The sequence below is a fragment of the Rhodococcus sp. NPDC056743 genome, assembly GCF_042790355.1.
Taxonomy (GTDB): domain Bacteria; phylum Actinomycetota; class Actinomycetes; order Mycobacteriales; family Mycobacteriaceae; genus Rhodococcus_F.
Map to the genome: position 1 here is coordinate 103288 of NZ_JBHTZI010000009.1, position 15429 is coordinate 118716.

General features: G+C 61.7%; 14 protein-coding genes. 8 read left to right on the forward strand and 6 right to left on the reverse strand.

Annotation, left to right across the window (positions count from 1 at the left end):
• The first annotated feature begins 334 nt into the window (after positions 1–334).
• The 6 genes from ACFRFQ_RS21255 to ACFRFQ_RS21280 all read left to right on the forward strand — a co-directional run bounded on the left by ACFRFQ_RS21255 (position 335) and on the right by ACFRFQ_RS21280 (position 6813).
• The gene (locus ACFRFQ_RS21255; protein WP_378661856.1) at positions 335–1549 is read left to right on the forward strand and encodes an MFS transporter; all 1215 of its coding nucleotides are present in this window, start codon (positions 335–337) and stop codon (positions 1547–1549) included.
• Positions 1542–2507 (forward strand): D-2-hydroxyacid dehydrogenase family protein, encoded by a 966-nt coding sequence (locus ACFRFQ_RS21260; RefSeq protein WP_378661858.1) that lies wholly within the window; start codon positions 1542–1544, stop codon positions 2505–2507. Before ACFRFQ_RS21255 ends, ACFRFQ_RS21260 begins: the two co-directional genes overlap by 8 nt.
• Positions 2508–2560: 53 nt before the next feature.
• Positions 2561–3505 carry an MBL fold metallo-hydrolase gene (locus tag ACFRFQ_RS21265; protein ID WP_378661861.1) on the forward strand — a complete coding sequence of 315 codons (945 nt, stop codon included), beginning with the start codon at positions 2561–2563 and terminating at the stop codon, positions 3503–3505.
• Positions 3506–3591: 86 nt separating this feature from the next.
• Complete coding sequence (locus tag ACFRFQ_RS21270) at positions 3592–4458, forward strand: aldo/keto reductase (RefSeq protein WP_378661865.1); 867 nt, start codon at positions 3592–3594, stop codon at positions 4456–4458.
• A gap of 104 nt (positions 4459–4562) precedes the next feature.
• A complete protein-coding gene (locus tag ACFRFQ_RS21275) occupies positions 4563–5177 on the forward strand; it encodes a TetR/AcrR family transcriptional regulator (protein ID WP_378661868.1) in 615 nt (204 codons plus the stop codon).
• A 502-nt stretch (positions 5178–5679) separates the two neighbouring features.
• Positions 5680–6813: an MFS transporter gene (locus ACFRFQ_RS21280; RefSeq protein ID WP_378661871.1), complete on the forward strand. Its 1134-nt coding sequence runs from the start codon at positions 5680–5682 to the stop codon at positions 6811–6813.
• A gap of 214 nt (positions 6814–7027) precedes the next feature.
• On the opposite strand, the gene ACFRFQ_RS21285 is transcribed toward ACFRFQ_RS21280, so the two are convergent.
• Positions 7028–8500 carry an MFS transporter gene (locus ACFRFQ_RS21285; protein WP_378661874.1) on the reverse strand — a complete coding sequence of 491 codons (1473 nt, stop codon included), beginning with the start codon at positions 8498–8500 and terminating at the stop codon, positions 7028–7030.
• A 129-nt stretch (positions 8501–8629) separates the two neighbouring features.
• On the opposite strand from ACFRFQ_RS21285, the gene ACFRFQ_RS21290 reads away from it, so the two are divergent.
• Complete coding sequence (locus ACFRFQ_RS21290; protein WP_378661879.1) at positions 8630–9274, forward strand: TetR/AcrR family transcriptional regulator; 645 nt, start codon at positions 8630–8632, stop codon at positions 9272–9274.
• A gap of 251 nt (positions 9275–9525) precedes the next feature.
• Here the strand turns inward: ACFRFQ_RS21290 and ACFRFQ_RS21295 are convergent, their stop codons facing one another.
• The 3 genes from ACFRFQ_RS21295 to ACFRFQ_RS21305 form a co-directional block, all read right to left on the reverse strand.
• On the reverse strand, positions 9526–9933 hold the full coding sequence (locus ACFRFQ_RS21295; RefSeq protein ID WP_378661882.1) for a hypothetical protein: 408 nt from the start codon (positions 9931–9933) through the stop codon (positions 9526–9528).
• A gap of 607 nt (positions 9934–10540) precedes the next feature.
• Positions 10541–11023, reverse strand: a complete 483-nt coding sequence (locus ACFRFQ_RS21300; RefSeq protein WP_378661885.1) for a nuclear transport factor 2 family protein — start codon at positions 11021–11023, stop codon at positions 10541–10543.
• 136 nt (positions 11024–11159) lie between these two features.
• Complete coding sequence (locus tag ACFRFQ_RS21305; RefSeq protein WP_378661888.1) at positions 11160–12170, reverse strand: NADP-dependent oxidoreductase; 1011 nt, start codon at positions 12168–12170, stop codon at positions 11160–11162.
• A gap of 110 nt (positions 12171–12280) precedes the next feature.
• Here ACFRFQ_RS21305 and ACFRFQ_RS21310 point away from each other — a divergent pair, with 110 nt between their 5' ends.
• A complete protein-coding gene (locus ACFRFQ_RS21310; RefSeq protein ID WP_378661889.1) occupies positions 12281–12835 on the forward strand; it encodes a TetR/AcrR family transcriptional regulator in 555 nt (184 codons plus the stop codon).
• Between the two features lie 124 nt (positions 12836–12959).
• Here ACFRFQ_RS21310 and ACFRFQ_RS21315 read toward each other — a convergent pair whose 3' ends face one another.
• Together ACFRFQ_RS21315 and ACFRFQ_RS21320 are read right to left on the reverse strand one after the other, a co-directional pair.
• On the reverse strand, positions 12960–13601 hold the full coding sequence (locus ACFRFQ_RS21315; RefSeq protein ID WP_378661891.1) for a TetR/AcrR family transcriptional regulator: 642 nt from the start codon (positions 13599–13601) through the stop codon (positions 12960–12962).
• A 1-nt stretch (position 13602) separates the two neighbouring features.
• Positions 13603–15060, reverse strand: coding sequence for an MFS transporter (locus ACFRFQ_RS21320; RefSeq protein ID WP_378661895.1), 1458 nt, complete (start codon positions 15058–15060; stop codon positions 13603–13605).
• Between the last annotated feature and the right edge of the window lie 369 nt (positions 15061–15429).

Sequence of the window (15429 nt, forward strand, 5' to 3'; positions counted from 1 at the left end):
GGGACGTACAGAATCTCGCGTGGTGGCAGTGTGAGTTTTCCAGGTCGCGGCGCGTCCTCGGGGATTCGCGCGATATTCGTCGGGGTGAATGTCCGCGTCTCGTCCGGGGCGGTCCGCACAGTGACTCTACTCACTTATGGATTGATTGATCCGTAATGGACTTGACCATCGGATGTTCGACGGCAACTATTACGGAATGACTGATCCAGATGTAGGTGAGAGTGAAACGGTCCGAGCTCGCTCAGTGGCCCTAGATACAGAGGAATCAGTAAGCAGCCCAGCGGCTTTGCGTCAGGCGACCGTATTGTTACTGGCGGTGATTTGTGGGGCGGCGGTGGCGAACATCTACTACGCCCAGCCGTTGCTCCCGGTGATTGCGCAGTCGCTGGGAGTGTCCCAGGGGGCCAGTGGACTGGTGGTCACTGTCTCGCAGGTCGGCTATGCGCTGTCATTGGCGCTCTTGGTGCCTCTAGGTGATGTGCTCGAACGGCGTCGCCTGGTGACTGTGCTGCTCGGCGCGAGTGCCGTCGCTCTCCTCGGTGCGGCCGCGTCCCCGGCACTCGGATCGCTGCTCGCCGCGATCGCGGTGGTCGGGGTTACTTCTGCGGTGGCGCAAATCGTTGTGCCACTGGCCGCGTCGCTGGCGCCGAGCCACCAGCGTGGGGCGGTGGTAGGCACGGTGACGAGCGGTCTGCTCATCGGAATCATGATTGCGCGGACAATCGCCGGGCTGCTTGCCGAAATCGGTGATTGGCATCTGGTGTACGTCTTCGCCGCGGTCCTGATGGCGGTCCTGGCAGTTGTGTTGCGGCTGGTCCTGGACCCCGTACCACCCTCGGAGCACACTACTTATCCGCAACTTCTGGGTTCTGTGCTGACACTGGTTCGTTCCGAATCGCTGCTTCGCAGGCGCATGGTTTTGGCTGCGGCCGGTATGGGCTGCTTCACCGTTCTGTGGACCGCATCGTCGTTCCTGCTGGCCGACGAGCCGTATGCCTACGGGCCCGCGGCCATCGGATTGTTCGGTTTGGCCGGCGTCGTCGGAGCCTTTGCTGCGATGGGCGCCGGTAGGCTCGCCGACCGCGGGCGCGGCCGTCAGGTGACTACGGGTGGCTTGATCCTGCTGACCGTCAGCTGGCCTGTGCTCGCCATTGCCGGAGTGGGTGGACTGGGTGGCCTGATCGCGCTGGTTGTCGGCATCGTGGTGCTCAACCTGGCTCAGCAGTCCTTGTTGATCAGCCACCAGAGCGCGATTTACCACCGGGCCCCGCATGCCCGGAGCAGGGTGACGACAGCCCTTATGGTTTCCGCATTCGCCGGCAGCACCGTCGCGTCAGCGTTGACCGCGGCGCTGTACCCGGTCGTAGGGTGGCTGGGGATGTGCGTGCTCGGCATTGTCATCGCGCTGGTCGGTGTCGGGACGTGGGTATTGGAGATTCTCCACCCCAGCCCTTCCGAACCGCTCGCCGCTCCGTCGGTCACAGCAGGCACCACCGGAACTCGACAGAGCCCGATCGCCGTCTACCGTCAAGGGGTCGACAGTGTCTGAAATCCGCCGAGTGGCGATCCTCGACGACTACCAGGGAGTCGCACGCGAGTACGCCGACTGGAATGCTCTGCCGGACGGTGCTCGCATCACGTTGTTCACCGAACCCCTGGGCGATCCCGATGACGTGATAGCCGCGCTACGGCCGTTCGACGTCATTGTTGCCATGCGTGAGCGCACCGCGTTTCCTGCCGCGATCATCAGCCGGCTGCCGAATCTGCAACTGCTGGTGACGACCGGTCCTGCCAATGCGGCTATCGACGTGGCGGCGGCCAGGCAGCGAGGGATCGTGGTGTCGGGCACGCGCGGGGCAGGGCTGACCTCGACAGCCGAGCTGACCTGGGGGCTGATCCACGCACTTGCCCGCTCCGTCCCTGCCGAGGACCGCGGTGTGCGTGCGGGAGCTTGGCAGCGGACCGTCGGGCGCGACCTGCACGGCGCCCGTCTCGGTGTTATCGGACTCGGCGGCGTCGGCACCCGCGTGGCGCGGGTAGGGCTTGCTTTCGGGATGGACGTCGTTGCGTGGAGCAGCAACCTCGACGAAGTGCATGCTCGAGCAGTCGGTGTCACTCCGGTCGGCAAGGAGGAATTGCTGACGACCTCGGATGTGGTGACGGTTCACCTCAAACTTTCCGCCCGCACGGCCGGGCTCCTGGGGCGAGAAGAGCTGGCACTCATGCGATCGGATGCGTTGCTGGTCAACACTTCTCGTAGCGCTGTCGTCGACGAGGAGGCGCTACTCACAGCCCTCCACGCCGGGGCGATCGGCGGGGCCGGCCTGGACGTCCACGCCATCGAGCCGCTCCCAGCAGACTCGCCGTGGCGGACCTCCCCGCGCACGGTGCTCACCCCGCATCTCGGGTACGTCACCGAGGGCGCCTACAAGATCTTCTACGCCGACGCGCTCGAGGACATCCTCGCGTACGGCGCCGGTGCACCGATCCGTGTGGTCGACCAGTGAGTAGACCGCACCTCTCTCATTCTCATGCACACCATGACGAAAGGCACGATTTCGTGACCAAGCAAGAAACGCACGATCGACTCAACGCGACGGACAGCGCCGACGGAGACGATCGTGTGCGGCATGACGGCCCGAGCTGCGACGACTCAGGATTCCGGGTGCCCGGACTCTGGACGCGCACGCTGGGTGCACTGACCCTGAGCTACCTCCCGGACGCAGGAGTGACGATGATCCCGGACCGGCTCTACCCGTCGTCCACCGAGGAAGAATGGGGCCAGCACTGCACGCATATGACCGGGGCCGGCCACCTGTCCATGGGATGTGGAGCACTACTTGTCGAGAGGGGCGACACCCGGTTGCTTATCGACGCTGGCCACGGCCACATCTCCGGTGACGAAGTGGACCATTTTCAGCACGCCTTCGGTCATGTTCGGGACCTTCCTGCATCACTTGCGGCGCTGGGCGTGGACCCGGCCGGGTTGGAGATGGTTGCCTTCACCCACTTCCACGGCGACCACACCGGGTGGGCCAGACCCGACGCCACCGAGGACTCCCGGAGCCTGTTCAGCACGGCGCGCTGGATGGTCGGCGAAGGAGAATTGGAGAGCATCGCGGACGGAACGGCGCCAATACTAGCCGGTCAGAACGAACGAACAGTCGTCGTGACTGACGGGACCGAAATCGCGGACGGTATCCGAGCGTGGTCCCTCCCCGGACATACCCCGGGACACACCGCCTGGATCCTCGACACCGGTGACGGCCGGGAAGTCGTGGCATTCGGTGACGCCCTGCACTCACCAGTCCAAGTGATGCACCCCGAATGGGAGGTGCTCCTCGACGCCGACAGAAACGAGGCCGAACGCTCACGGCTCCGGCTCATCGACTACCTCACGCGAGAAGGGGTATACGGCTTCGGTGTTCACTTCGCGGATCAGCAATTGGGGACCGTGGAATCCGGGCGCTGGCGCCCCTGGGCCGACGCGATAGACGCTCGCTGACGCCCACTCCGCCACCGCAATCACAGACATGTACGCGCGCAAAGTGACAGGCGCGTCCAACTGGCAGCACACCAAGGAGATTTGTTATGAGCACAGACCAGCGGCCCGCCTCGGCAGCGGGGAGCCACACCCTCGGAAACGACCTGACGGTCACCCGTCTCGGCTTCGGATCGATGCAGCTGACCGGCCCGGGAGTCTGGGGAGATCCGAAGAATCCGGACGAAGCTGTACGGGTACTCAGCCGGGCGGTGGACCTCGGCGTCGACTTCATCGATACGGCCGACTCGTACGGTCCGGCAGTCGCCGAACCGCTCATCAAGAAGGCGCTGTATCCCTACCCGAAGGGTCTGGTCATTGCCACCAAGGCCGGGCTCACCCGTCAGGGCCCCGACCAGTGGCGTCCGGTGGGCAGACCTGAGTATCTTCGCCAACAGGCGGAAATGAGCCTGCGGCACCTCGGTCTGGACCGCATCGACTTGTTCCAGTTGCACCGCATCGACCCCAAAGTCCCCCTCGAGGAGCAGGTCGGGGTGTTGAAAGAGCTACAAGAGGAAGGGAAGATTCGCCATATCGGTCTCTCGGAGGTGTCCGTCGACGATGTCGAGGCTGCGTCGGCGATAGTCGAGATCGTCTCAGTCCAGAACTTGTTCAATCTGGCTGATCGTACGGCCGAGCCACTGCTGGACTATGCCACGGAACACGGCATCGGTTTCATTCCTTGGTTCCCGCTAGCCACCGGAAAACTCGCGCAGGAAGGCACCCCGCTGGCTGCGCTGGCCGAACAACGTGGTGCGACGCCGTCGCAACTCGCGCTGGCATGGCTTCTCAAGCTTTCCCCGGCGATCCTGCCTATTCCGGGAACATCGTCCGTGGCACATCTCGAGGACAACATCAACGCTGCCGGAATTGAACTGTCCGACAACGAGTTCGCGGCTCTGTCCGAGGCTGTGTAACCGGGTATCGCAATTTTCGGGACGGTCCGCCGGGGGGGGCAGGAGACACACCCCGGCGGACCGCACTGCTATAATGGATTACTCGTTCCAATAAGGAGGTCGCTGTGCCAGCCCTCGGCCGTCCCCGCGCCTTCGACATGCCGAAGGTTCTCCAAGCCGCGATGCGGCTGTTCTGGGAACAGGGCTACGACGCGACCTCGGTGACGCAGCTACGAGAAGCTACCGGCCTGTCCTCGGCAAGCTTGTACGGGGCTTTCGGCTCCAAGCATGGATTGTTCGAACGAGTGGCCGAGCACTACATCGCCGGGCCGGGCAGCGTGACCGAAGTTCTCGCCGACGAGACTCTCGGTCCGCGTGAGGCTGTCGCCGGCTTGCTGCACGCTTCTATCGACATGCAGACCGACACCTCCCACCCCCGAGGCTGCCTTGTCGCCCTGTCCGGCACCGTCCGCGCGCCGGGCGACGGCGAAGCCGCTGTGCGCCAGATGATGTCGGCACGCCGCGCCGCCAACCGGGCAGGGATCAGGCGTTGCGTCGTTCGTGGCACCGAGGTGGGGGAGCTGCCGGAAGACACCGACGTGGACGGTTTCACATCGATGATCCACAGCTTCCTGCTCGGTGTTTCCACGCAAGTGTGCGACGACGTACCCGCCCGAGACCTCCACGCCGCGGCGGACGCTGTACTCGCAATATGGCCTACGTCAGCCAAGGTGGTTTGAGCGGATTCCCAACGGCCCCATGCAAAGTCTCCGAATGTGGAGGCTGTGAACGTCTGTGTCGAGATCGGTCAGATGTCACGCTCGACGATCCAGCCGCCTGCCCGTGAGATGGGGAGCGCACTGCGAATCCTGGGTGCCTGCTCGTGTTCTCGTCTATGGCTCAAACCGCCACCCCGGTGGCAGTAGCCGATCTATTGGCGATCGAATGTGAAAGAGCAGCAGTGTCCGTGGCATATCCAGATCTACGTTGCGGCCACACTCCTCCTGCGCAGGTTTTGTTTCGTGCATTGGCAACGCTCCCTAGGGGTTTGGTGTGTCGCGAATTACAGACTGTTTGATCCATAACGGCTTGCGGGTGAGCGATTGCGGGTGTTTGAGTTATGGAGTGAATGATCCGAAATTGACATCTGAGACGACAACAACTCCTCGTATCGCTGAAAATGATACTTCGGTCGGCCGGCATTCATCCGGTCACCAGCTACCGTGGTCGGCGCTGTTGGCAATGGCTGCAACAGCATTCATCGTCATCATGACCGAGACGCTGCCTGCCGGGTTACTTCTCGAAATCTCGGACGGGCTTGTGATCAGCGAGGCCGCCGCCGGTCAGTTGATCAGCGCGTACGCGCTTGGAGCGGTCTTGTGCGCGATACCGGCGATCGCTCTCACTCGTGGATACCGGCGTAAGCCGATCTTGATCGTCGCGGTCAGCGGGTTCGTCGTGGCTAACACGTTGACTGCCGTGGCACCTGACTTTGCTATCGCGCTCGGAGCGAGGTTTGTGGCCGGTGCATTTTCAGGAATGGTGTGGGGGATGCTCGCGGGTTACGCCCGGAAGATATCGCCTCCAGCTGTTGCCGGAACCGCACTCACCGTTGCGATGGCAGGGACTCCTGTTGCTTTCGCCATCGGCACCCCGCTGGCGACGTTCCTCGGCACAGTGACCGGTTGGCGCGCAACATTTGTGGTCATGTCGGTTGCCGCAGTCGCGCTCATTGTGTGGATCGTCGCTGCGGTCCCGGACGCCTCGGGACAGAACCGTACGGCACAAACCCCGCTGCGCAGGGTTGTACTCATCCCAGGTGTGGGGTCGATCCTTGCGGTGGTCCTTGGCTGGTTCCTCGCGCACAACGTGCTCTATACGTACATTTCCCCGATCATCGAATATTTGGACGTGGGAATCAGGGTGGACGTCGCGTTGGCGATCTTCGGAGTCGCTTCACTTGCTGGACTTGGTGTGACTGGTGTTCTGGTTGATCGCATGTTGCGACCCCTTGTTTTGTCGAGCCTGACCTTTTTTGCGGTCAGTACCGCCATTTTGGCGACTCTCGGCAGCAACCCCATCATATTTGTCGTCTCAGTTATCTTGTGGGGCATGTCTTTCGGTGGTGCTGCACCCCTGCTGCAGACTGCGCTCGCTGACGCGTCGGGGCCGGATGCCGATGTCGCGAACTCGATGCTCACGACTATGGCCAACTTGGCGATCTTCGGAGGTGGGGTGCTTGGCGGAATCGCACTGAGTGCGTCCGGTCCGGGTTTCTTTCCGTTCGCCGCGCTGGTGATGATCGTCGTCGTTGCCATCGTTGTGTTCTCAGCGCGTCTGCACGGATTCGTTCCGGGCCAACGAAATCGGGCATGAGTTCATCAGGATATCCGCGGACTATTGCTCTCGGCGGTGCGAAATTCTCGAGGGTGCGTTGTTGCGGCCCTGAGCGCACTTCGGTGCCATGGGAAGCGTGCCCGTAAGAGGTGAACTGGGAGTTCGCCTCCTACGGGCATCCGGTTTTTACCGACCCGGAGTCTGTGTGCGTATGGACCAAGCGGCGACGGACTCGTGGTGTTCGGTTGCTGCGTTACTTGCTCGCTGCTTCGCGTTTGCCCGCGACTGGCGTGGGTCCGGGTTGGGAGTGGCGGCGCGTGGAGGGAGACAGCGCTGCGGCAAGGATGGCGAGAACTGCTACGGCGGTGCAGATTCCGAAACCGATGGTGAATGCGTTGTCGGTGGGAAGGCCTTCGGGTGTGCTGTTGGAGGAGATGATTGCGGCTATTACGGCGGTGCCGATGCTGCTGCCGATGGTGCGGGCGATGGTGTTGACGCCGATTGCTTCACCTGTTTGTTGCGCTGGGACGTTGTCGACGATGGCGTTTGATGCTGCTGCCAGGGCCAGGCCGATTCCCGCGCCGGTCAGCATTCCGGAGACGATTATCTGCCAGGTGTGGCCGTGTGAAATCGCGGGAAGAAGGAACGCCAGGGTGAGAAGGATTCCGCCGAGGAGCATGGGAGCCTTCGCATTCCATTTGCGCACCATGATTCCGGCTAGTGGGCCGAGGACGACCATCATCACGACGGTAGGCAGTAGGAATAGCCCGGCTTCGGAAACAGATGAGCCGAAACCGTAGCCCGTAGCGACCGGTAGTTGGAGCAAAGTGGGTACCAGCACGAAGGTGCCGAACATGGCGAAGCCGAAGACGAGGGCGACGACGTGCGCCGTCCATACACCGCGAACCCGCGTCAAACGCATGTCGATGAGGGGTTCTTCGACGCGCAACTCGGCGACGACGAACACCACAAGTGCGACTACGCCGAGGGCGAGAAGACCAAGTGTCTTCGGTGATGCCCAGCCCCAACTCTGACCGTCGCTGATGGCCAGAAGAAGGGATATCAATGCCACGGTCAGGATGCCCGCGCCGAGAATGTCGAGGCGTCCGGGTGTCTTGACTGGCGATTCCGGCATGCCGAATATGACGCCGATCAGGGCGATCACCACGAGTACCAGAGGCAACCAGAACAGCCAGTGCCATGAAAGATGCTCGACAATGGGCCCGGCAGCCACAATGCCGACGCCGGCTCCGATACCGAAGACCGCTGACAGTAGACCGATGGTCGTACTGATCTTGTCCTTGGGTAGTTCGTCACGGACGATTCCGATCGACAGCGGCATGATTGCGCCTGCCGCGCCTTGGAGTGCGCGGGCAGCGATCAAAACTCCCAGGTTGGGAGCAAGTGCGGCTGTCAGTGTGCCCACGAGCAGCAAGGAAAGGACGATGATGAGGATCTTGCGTTTGCCGACCATGTCCCCGAGACGACCCAAGATGGGGGTCAAGACTGCAGCTGAGAGTAGGTAAGCGGTGAGGACCCACGCGGCGTCCGCCGTTGAGGCGCCCAAGTCCTTGCCGATGGTGGACAACGCCGGTGCGACCAGCGATTGAAGGACTGCGAACGCCAAGCCGCCCAGTGACAGGTATGTGACCAGCGCCGCGGTGTTGATTTTACGGCTGGCGGTGTGGGGGAGTGAGGCCTGTGTGGATTCTTCGGTTAGTGACATAATTCTCCGCAAAAGATGTAAACAGACGTTGACTTAGCAATCGTAGATCCGTCCCGAGTTTTAAGTCAACGTCTGTTTACGTCGGAGAGGGTTGCACTATGGTTGACAGCGAACAGGGAGAGCGAAGACATGGGTAGACCGACAGCTGCTGGGGGAGCGGAGGCAGATTCCGCGCCGCGGCCCGGCAAGTCGCGCGACGCCGGCAATACCCGGCGTCTCTTGCTTGAATCTGCGCGCCGACGCTTTGCTCGCGATGGCTACGCGGCCACCACCGTCCGCGACATTGCCCAGGATGCTGGAGTAAACGTTGCGCTGATCAGTCGCTATTTTTCGTCCAAAGAAGGACTCTTCGAGGCGTGCCTTCGTCGGGCGGTGGAAGATCTCGATCAACCCACGGATACCCCGGTCTCGGTCAACGCGGTTATCGAGACGATGATCGGGCAGGTCTCGAATGTGTCCAGCGGAGAGAATGACCTCCAGCTGCTTTTGCTTCTGCGATCCTCCGGCGATGATCGCGCTGATCAGATCAGGCGCGATACGCTGCGTTCCTTTGCCGAAAGATTGGCCGCTGTTGCCGGTTGGCACGGAAATGCTGACGATGAACATATTCTGTTGCAAGCGCAGATTGCGTTGGCCGCATCGTTGGGAATCATCATGCTTCGCTCCACGACTGCATTGGAACCTTTGACATCGGCAACCGCTGAGACCCTTCGCGCACCATTCGGAGAAATCCTCAGTGGGCTGCTCTCGCCAGCAGAAAAGCCACGCCACTAGATGGAGAAAGCTTCCTTTGAACCACAGTCGAGTCTCGACGAAGACGGCGTCACCGAATGCTTTGTCGTGAGCGGGCTGGACCATGCCAGTGTGCAGTGCACACGTGGGCGCATTCTCAGGTTCCGATTTGCCTTGATGGCATGTCCGCCAGTTCGCCGAGGTGTCGGTGTACAACGAAATTCGACCTGAGTCGCCGCTGTCCTATGACGGATCGTAAGCGTGTCCGTTGTACTCGTCGATAGGTCCCTCGTTTAGCGTTCGATCGGTTTGAGGGCTGCCTCCACCTGCTCGGTCGGCAGCAGCAGTTCGGCGATGGTCCTTCGGTCGTCGTCGTCCTTGTCCACTTCCCAGAGGTCGGTGAGTAGCTCGCGGATGGCGGCCGCGAAGTCGGGGTAGGTGTCGAGCGGCGCGTTCGGGTGCTCGGCGCTCCACCATTGCACCGAGCCACGCGTCGCAGCGAGCATCGCGTTGGTGCCTGAGCTCCACAGCGGAACGAGTTCGGGGTGCCGCTCGACGATCGACCAGGCTGGTGCCCAGACGGAGTCGGCATGGTTCTTCAACACCGGATGCACGGACTCGCCCCCTTCGAGGGCTATCCGTACGACTGCCTCGGGCAGTCCTAGCGAGCGGATGCTGGCAGCGTGCTCCTGCGGCGTCATGGTTACTTCTTATCGCAGCGAGTGGGGCTACCGGTCAGATTAGCGACGTGTTTCGTCGATCTTCGCTGCCGTTTGCGCCGGGGAGGTGCCTCGCGGCGGCAAGAGGTCGCCGAGTCTTTTTGCTGCCGCGACCGGTAGTGATATCAACACTCTCCTGGAACTGCTGTCACCGGATGGCTCGTCGTGGACTGACGGCGGTGGCAGGTGCGCCAGGCGCGGACAAACTTCAGTCCATCACCGACGGAACCATGCACAACGTCGGCACGCGGTGAGCTTGTGGAACAACACTCGGCATCCAGCCGAGACAGAGTGGGCCCACACTGTAAGAGCTGGGCCCGCTCTGGTCGCGGGCCTGTTCCTGCCGCGGCAGACTTACGTCGAGGCTTGCTTGGGGTGAATCATTCTGGGCCACTGTCGAAGTGGTGCAGGCAGTGGAGTTGCTACGGTCGCCGATTATGTTCGCCCGCGTCTGTGGGCTTGCCCGTTGTTGTAACGAACAGTCGTGAATCCGGCGTCCTTTTTGCGCGGCGATATCCGGTGCACGATGGAATCCGCATCTACAGGCCGGTCCGATGACGCCCAGTCCGTCGGAGAACAGAGGGTTGCTTCATGCAGCGTTGTCCAGGCCGACAAACACTTTCGCGATACGCCACTCACTTTCGTCGTGGCGCAGGGTGAACTTGTAGAAGCCTGTCGCGATCACGGTCGCGCACCCAACCGCGTTCGACGTCAACATCAGGTAGGCCCACACAACTGCCATGTCGGAGTCCGCGCGATGGAAGACAATGTTGACCAGGTTGTGCCTTCGCTGATCGGTTTGCGTTTCCGTTGTTTCTCGCACCAAGTCGAGCATGGCCGCGCGTCCGATGATGGGTCCTTGCTCGACGGTGTCGGCGATGTTGGCTGTCCAGACTGTGTCTTCGGTCAGAATGCTTCCCAACGCCACGAGATCTCCGTGGTCCAAGGCGAAGACGTAGCGTGCCAGTACCTGTTGAACGGCGAGAAGCCCAGCGGGATCGAGATCCACTTCGCCTGTCGGTGTTGTGTTGAGGTAGCTGCTTCCCCAACTGAAAGGTGCCGTTGTTGTCATATCAAGCCTCGCTTGTACTCGATGGTCGGATGAAGGGGCCCGTAAGCTCAAGGCATTGCGCCGCAATGCAACTCATGCGACAAGGCCGAAGGCAGCTACTCGGCCGGCGACCCGCACGCCTTGGTGATCGCAGCTCTTAAGCGACTGTGAGCACGATCTTGCCTCGGAGGTGCCCACGGGCCGCGCGTTCGTGTGCGGCTTGGGCATCCGCGAGCGGAAACGTGCTGTCGATCTCCACGCGGACCGTGCCGGCGTCGAGCAGGCGTCCCAGCTCGGCGAGCTGGGCTCCATTCGAACGAACCTGGGCGCCCGAGACCGTGACGCCCAGCTTGGCGATCTCGTCGTCGTCGAACTCGCCGAAGAACACGGGGAACAGGGCGCCACCGCGCTCGAGCGTGCGTAGGAAGCGTCTGCTTTCGGTGCCGCCGACGGTATCGAGAACGAGGTCGATGTCGTGTAGGAGTTCTTCTGGGCGGCTCTTGGTGTAGTCGACGAACTCATCGGCGCCGAGCTCGCGGAGGAACGATTCATGCCCGCCTGATGCCACCGCGATGACCCGTGCTCCCTTCCACTTCGCCAGCTGCAGCGCGAAGTGCCCCACGCCGCCCGCAGCGCCATTGATGAGTACCGTCACGTTGGCGTCGAGTGGTATTGGACGGTGCTTGGCCGCCTGGAAGGGGGACGGGTGATCGTGTCCGACCTCGATCAGAAACTGCCACGCGGTGAGCCCGGCCATGGGCGCCCCGGCGGCGTGCACATGGTCGATGCCAGCAGGCTTGAGCGCGAGGTCCGTGGCAGGCGCGGCTGCGTACTCGGCGTAGGTATGGCCGTCGAAGCTGGGGAAGCGAAGGAGACCGAAGACTTCGTCACCGACGGAGAAGCCGTCCACGTCGGCGGCGACCGCCTCGACGACGCCTGAAAGGTCTGTTCCCGGAATTACGGGCAGATCGAATTGCGGCCTCGTTTCGGGAGGCAGGTTGGACATCCCGTCGCGCAGGTACCAGTCGGGAGGATTGATGCCGACGGCGTGAACGCGAACGAGCACCTCGCCCGGCCCCGGTTCCGGAATCGGCACCTCGTCGTAACGCAGAACCTCAGGGCCGCCGTGCTCGTGGAGCCGGATCGCTCGCATCGTATGTGTCGTCATAGTTTTCTCCTTCCCGCGCTGCGGGATAGACTCATTCGGATCAGTGATCCACATAACCGGATCACTGATCCGAATATACGGACCACTGATCCGGATAGTCAAGGAGACGCATGCGAGCCGACGCAAAAAAGAACCGCGACCACCTACTCGTAGTAGCGGGCACCGCCATCGCCGAGCAAGGCGCCGACGTGTCGCTGCGCGACATCGCTCGCCAAGCCGAGGTTGGTCTCACGACACTGCTGCGCCACTTCCCGACACGCGAGGCACTACTCGATGCCTTGCTGCGCACAAGCTTTGACGAGTTGGCAACAAAAGCCGGTGAGCTCGAAATGTCGAACTCACCCGAAGACGCGCTCCTCACGTGGCTGCGCGATTGCGTCGCGTGCGCAACCGAGTTTCGAGGTGTGACGACCCTGATGGCAGCTGCCATCGAGGACACCGACTCCGCACTCCATGATTCATGCGTGACCATGCGCGCAGCCGGCGCGCGACTCCTCATCCGTGCCCAAGACGTGGGCATAGCGCGAACCGACCTTGACGGCACAGATCTCTTTGCGCTGGTGGCGGCGCTCGCCTGGCTAGGAGATCAAGCCTCGCTGGCGTCGCGCGCGGATCATCTCTTCGATGTTGTTTCGAGTGCGATTCTGGTGAAGGCGGGCAGTTGACGATGCCTCACCGATGCGGCGACGCGAACTTCGTTATCTGATCTGGCAATATTTTGCCGTCGCCCACGACACACCGTGTGGGTGACATGACTGAGCCAGGCCTTTGCTGTCGACTGCGGTCGCGTTACCTGTTGATCTTGCGCACTTGCGCGGCGGAGAGTGCCTTCGTGTGCAGTGGCTCGGCGAAGGGTCCGTCGGTGACGGGCCGCATCCCGGCGAACACGATTTCCAGGTGGCGTTGCCAGGCATCGGGGGCAACGGAATGCGATGTCTCGCTGATACCTCGCAATGCCCAGAACAGCATGCTGATATCAGTGGGAGTGATGTCACTACGAATGCGACCACACTGCTGAGCCGTCTCGAGAAGTTCGGCGATGCGAGTGCGAAATTCTGCGAGGGCCTCTGGCTCTGCGTTCGAGTGATCCCACAACTGGGGCAAGCACGCCCACTGCACGACTTGGAGTTTGCCGGTTTCGAGTACCAACGCTTCGAGACCCGAACCGTCCTCTCGGCCCGTCGCCTCCCGGGCCGCCGCAGCCAACCCCAGCCTCATCTCGCCGACCATTTCGTCGATCAACGCCTGCTTGCTGGGAAATCGTCGATACAACGTGCCGACGCCGACGCCTGCGACGCGGGCTATTTCTTCGACACCGGCGTCGAGGCCGGAAGCGAAAAACACCTGAGCTGCGGCGTCCAGAATTCGTCGACGGTTCTCCGCCGCGTCCTTGCGGAGCGGTTTGTCACTCGTTGTCTTGTGTATTGCCATGTCAGTTCGACATGGTAGCTGTACTTGATTCGTCCACAAGTGATGCGTCGGCCGGGACGGCGACGGGTGTGTGCTTGTTCGGGATGAGTAACGCTGCGGCGGCGCCGAGTGCGCTCGCGACTGCCAGCATGGCAAACCCTGTGGTGTAACCGGATTCAGCGGGAAGCCCGTCCGGCAGTACGTGCGCCGTTACGACGCTTGCCATCATCGCCGAGCCTAGTGCGCCACCGATAGTGCGGATGTTGGCATTGGTGCCGCTGGCTGAACCCGTCTGGTGTGAAGGAGCGGCATGCACGATGATGCCTGACATCGAGGAGAAGGCGAGGCCGAAACCGATTCCCATCAGCAGCATCGACAGCATGATCTGCCAGATCGCCGAATGTGCGAACGCCAATATCAGGAGGGACGCACTTGCGACTACGGAACCGCTCACTAACACTGACTTCGCTCCGAAGCGATGCGACAGGGGACCGGATCCGATTCCTGCAAGTAGGAACGCTGCCGATAGCGGCAACACGATCAAGCCGGATTCGGTGATAGTCGAATTGAATCCGTACCCGGATTCTGGTGTTCCTTGAAGGAAGGCCGGTACAAATGCGAAGATCGAGTACATTGCGATGCCGATCAACAATGCTGCCAGGTTGGTGGTCCAGATCGCGGGAATGCGCATCATTTCCATGTCTATCAATGGGCTGTTGCTTCGTAGTTCGCATTTCATCCAGAGCGCTGCAAGGACGGCAGCCGACACGAGCAGGCCGAGGACCGAACTTGACGCCCAACCCCACTTGGGAGCCTCACTGATTGCGACGAGCAACGCGATCAACCAGGATGAAAGTAACAGGGCTGCAATCCAACTCACACTTCCAGGTGTTCGGTTCGGGGACTCGGGAACGATCAGGTGTGTTGCGATTGCAGTGATACCGAAGGTGATAGCAGGAATCCAGAACAGCCAGTGTGGGTTGAGTGCTTCGACGATCGGTCCTCCCAGTACGAGACCCAGACCGCCGCCAACGCCGAGCAAGGCAGATATGACACCCACCGCTCCGGTGACCTTGTTGCGGGGGAATTCGTCGCGAATGATTCCGAACGTCAGGGGAATGATGCCGCTGGCGATTCCTTGAATCGCCCGGGCTGCGATCATGACAGTGATCGACGATGCCAGGGCCCCGAGAACCGATCCGGCGCAGCCGATGATCAATACCGTGGTCAGTACTTTTTTCTTGCCAATCATGTCGCCGATGCGACCGAGTATCGGGGTAGTGACGGCCGCTGCGAGCAGGTAAGCCGTGAGGACCCAGGTGACGGTATTTCGATCGGTGTTCAGATCCTGCTGCAGCAGCGGCAGTACCGGCGCGACCAGCGACTGCAGCAACGAATAGGCCGTGATGGCAAGTGCGAGTACAAGATAGGTGAGTCGGTAGGGAACAGTCACACTCGTGGCGGGTGCCGTCTCGGTCATGAAGTAACTCCTCAGTGAAGCGGAGCCAAAATTCCGCTTCGCTGACACTAGCACTCTAACCGGAATCTCTATTCCGCACAGTCGGGGTGGGTCGCCGCGCTTCCAGGCTTAATTGATCGCCTATTCACCGACCGTTGTCTGACCAGGCGGAAGACCTCGCGAGACACTGCGCGTCGCTGATGCGACATTCAACCGAACTACGTCCTGCCGGGTTCTCGGCTACATGTGAGGCCTGTAGTCAAGAAAACGCTGGGGCCTATGCATTTGGGTCTGAGGATGCCGTCAATCAGGAGTGCGACGAGGGCATGTCGCGGACGGGCAACTTGGGGACGTCTGCGCCCTCGTGGCTGGATACTGAGCACAGCGTTG

What these genes read in the sequence shown, in the direction of transcription:
- ACFRFQ_RS21310 (WP_378661889.1), top strand. Translation starts at nt 12,281, where the DNA reads ATGCGAGCCGACGCAAAAAAGAACCGCGACCACCTACTCGTAGTAGCG.
- ACFRFQ_RS21270 (WP_378661865.1), top strand. Translation starts at nt 3,592, where the DNA reads ATGAGCACAGACCAGCGGCCCGCCTCGGCAGCGGGGAGCCACACCCTC.
- ACFRFQ_RS21280 (WP_378661871.1), top strand. Translation starts at nt 5,680, where the DNA reads ATGGCTGCAACAGCATTCATCGTCATCATGACCGAGACGCTGCCTGCC.
- ACFRFQ_RS21300 (WP_378661885.1), bottom strand. Translation starts at nt 11,023, where the DNA reads ATGACAACAACGGCACCTTTCAGTTGGGGAAGCAGCTACCTCAACACA.
- ACFRFQ_RS21305 (WP_378661888.1), bottom strand. Translation starts at nt 12,170, where the DNA reads ATGACGACACATACGATGCGAGCGATCCGGCTCCACGAGCACGGCGGC.
- ACFRFQ_RS21290 (WP_378661879.1), top strand. Translation starts at nt 8,630, where the DNA reads ATGGGTAGACCGACAGCTGCTGGGGGAGCGGAGGCAGATTCCGCGCCG.
- ACFRFQ_RS21320 (WP_378661895.1), bottom strand. Translation starts at nt 15,060, where the DNA reads ATGACCGAGACGGCACCCGCCACGAGTGTGACTGTTCCCTACCGACTC.
- ACFRFQ_RS21295 (WP_378661882.1), bottom strand. Translation starts at nt 9,933, where the DNA reads ATGACGCCGCAGGAGCACGCTGCCAGCATCCGCTCGCTAGGACTGCCC.
- ACFRFQ_RS21315 (WP_378661891.1), bottom strand. Translation starts at nt 13,601, where the DNA reads ATGGCAATACACAAGACAACGAGTGACAAACCGCTCCGCAAGGACGCG.
- ACFRFQ_RS21285 (WP_378661874.1), bottom strand. Translation starts at nt 8,500, where the DNA reads ATGTCACTAACCGAAGAATCCACACAGGCCTCACTCCCCCACACCGCC.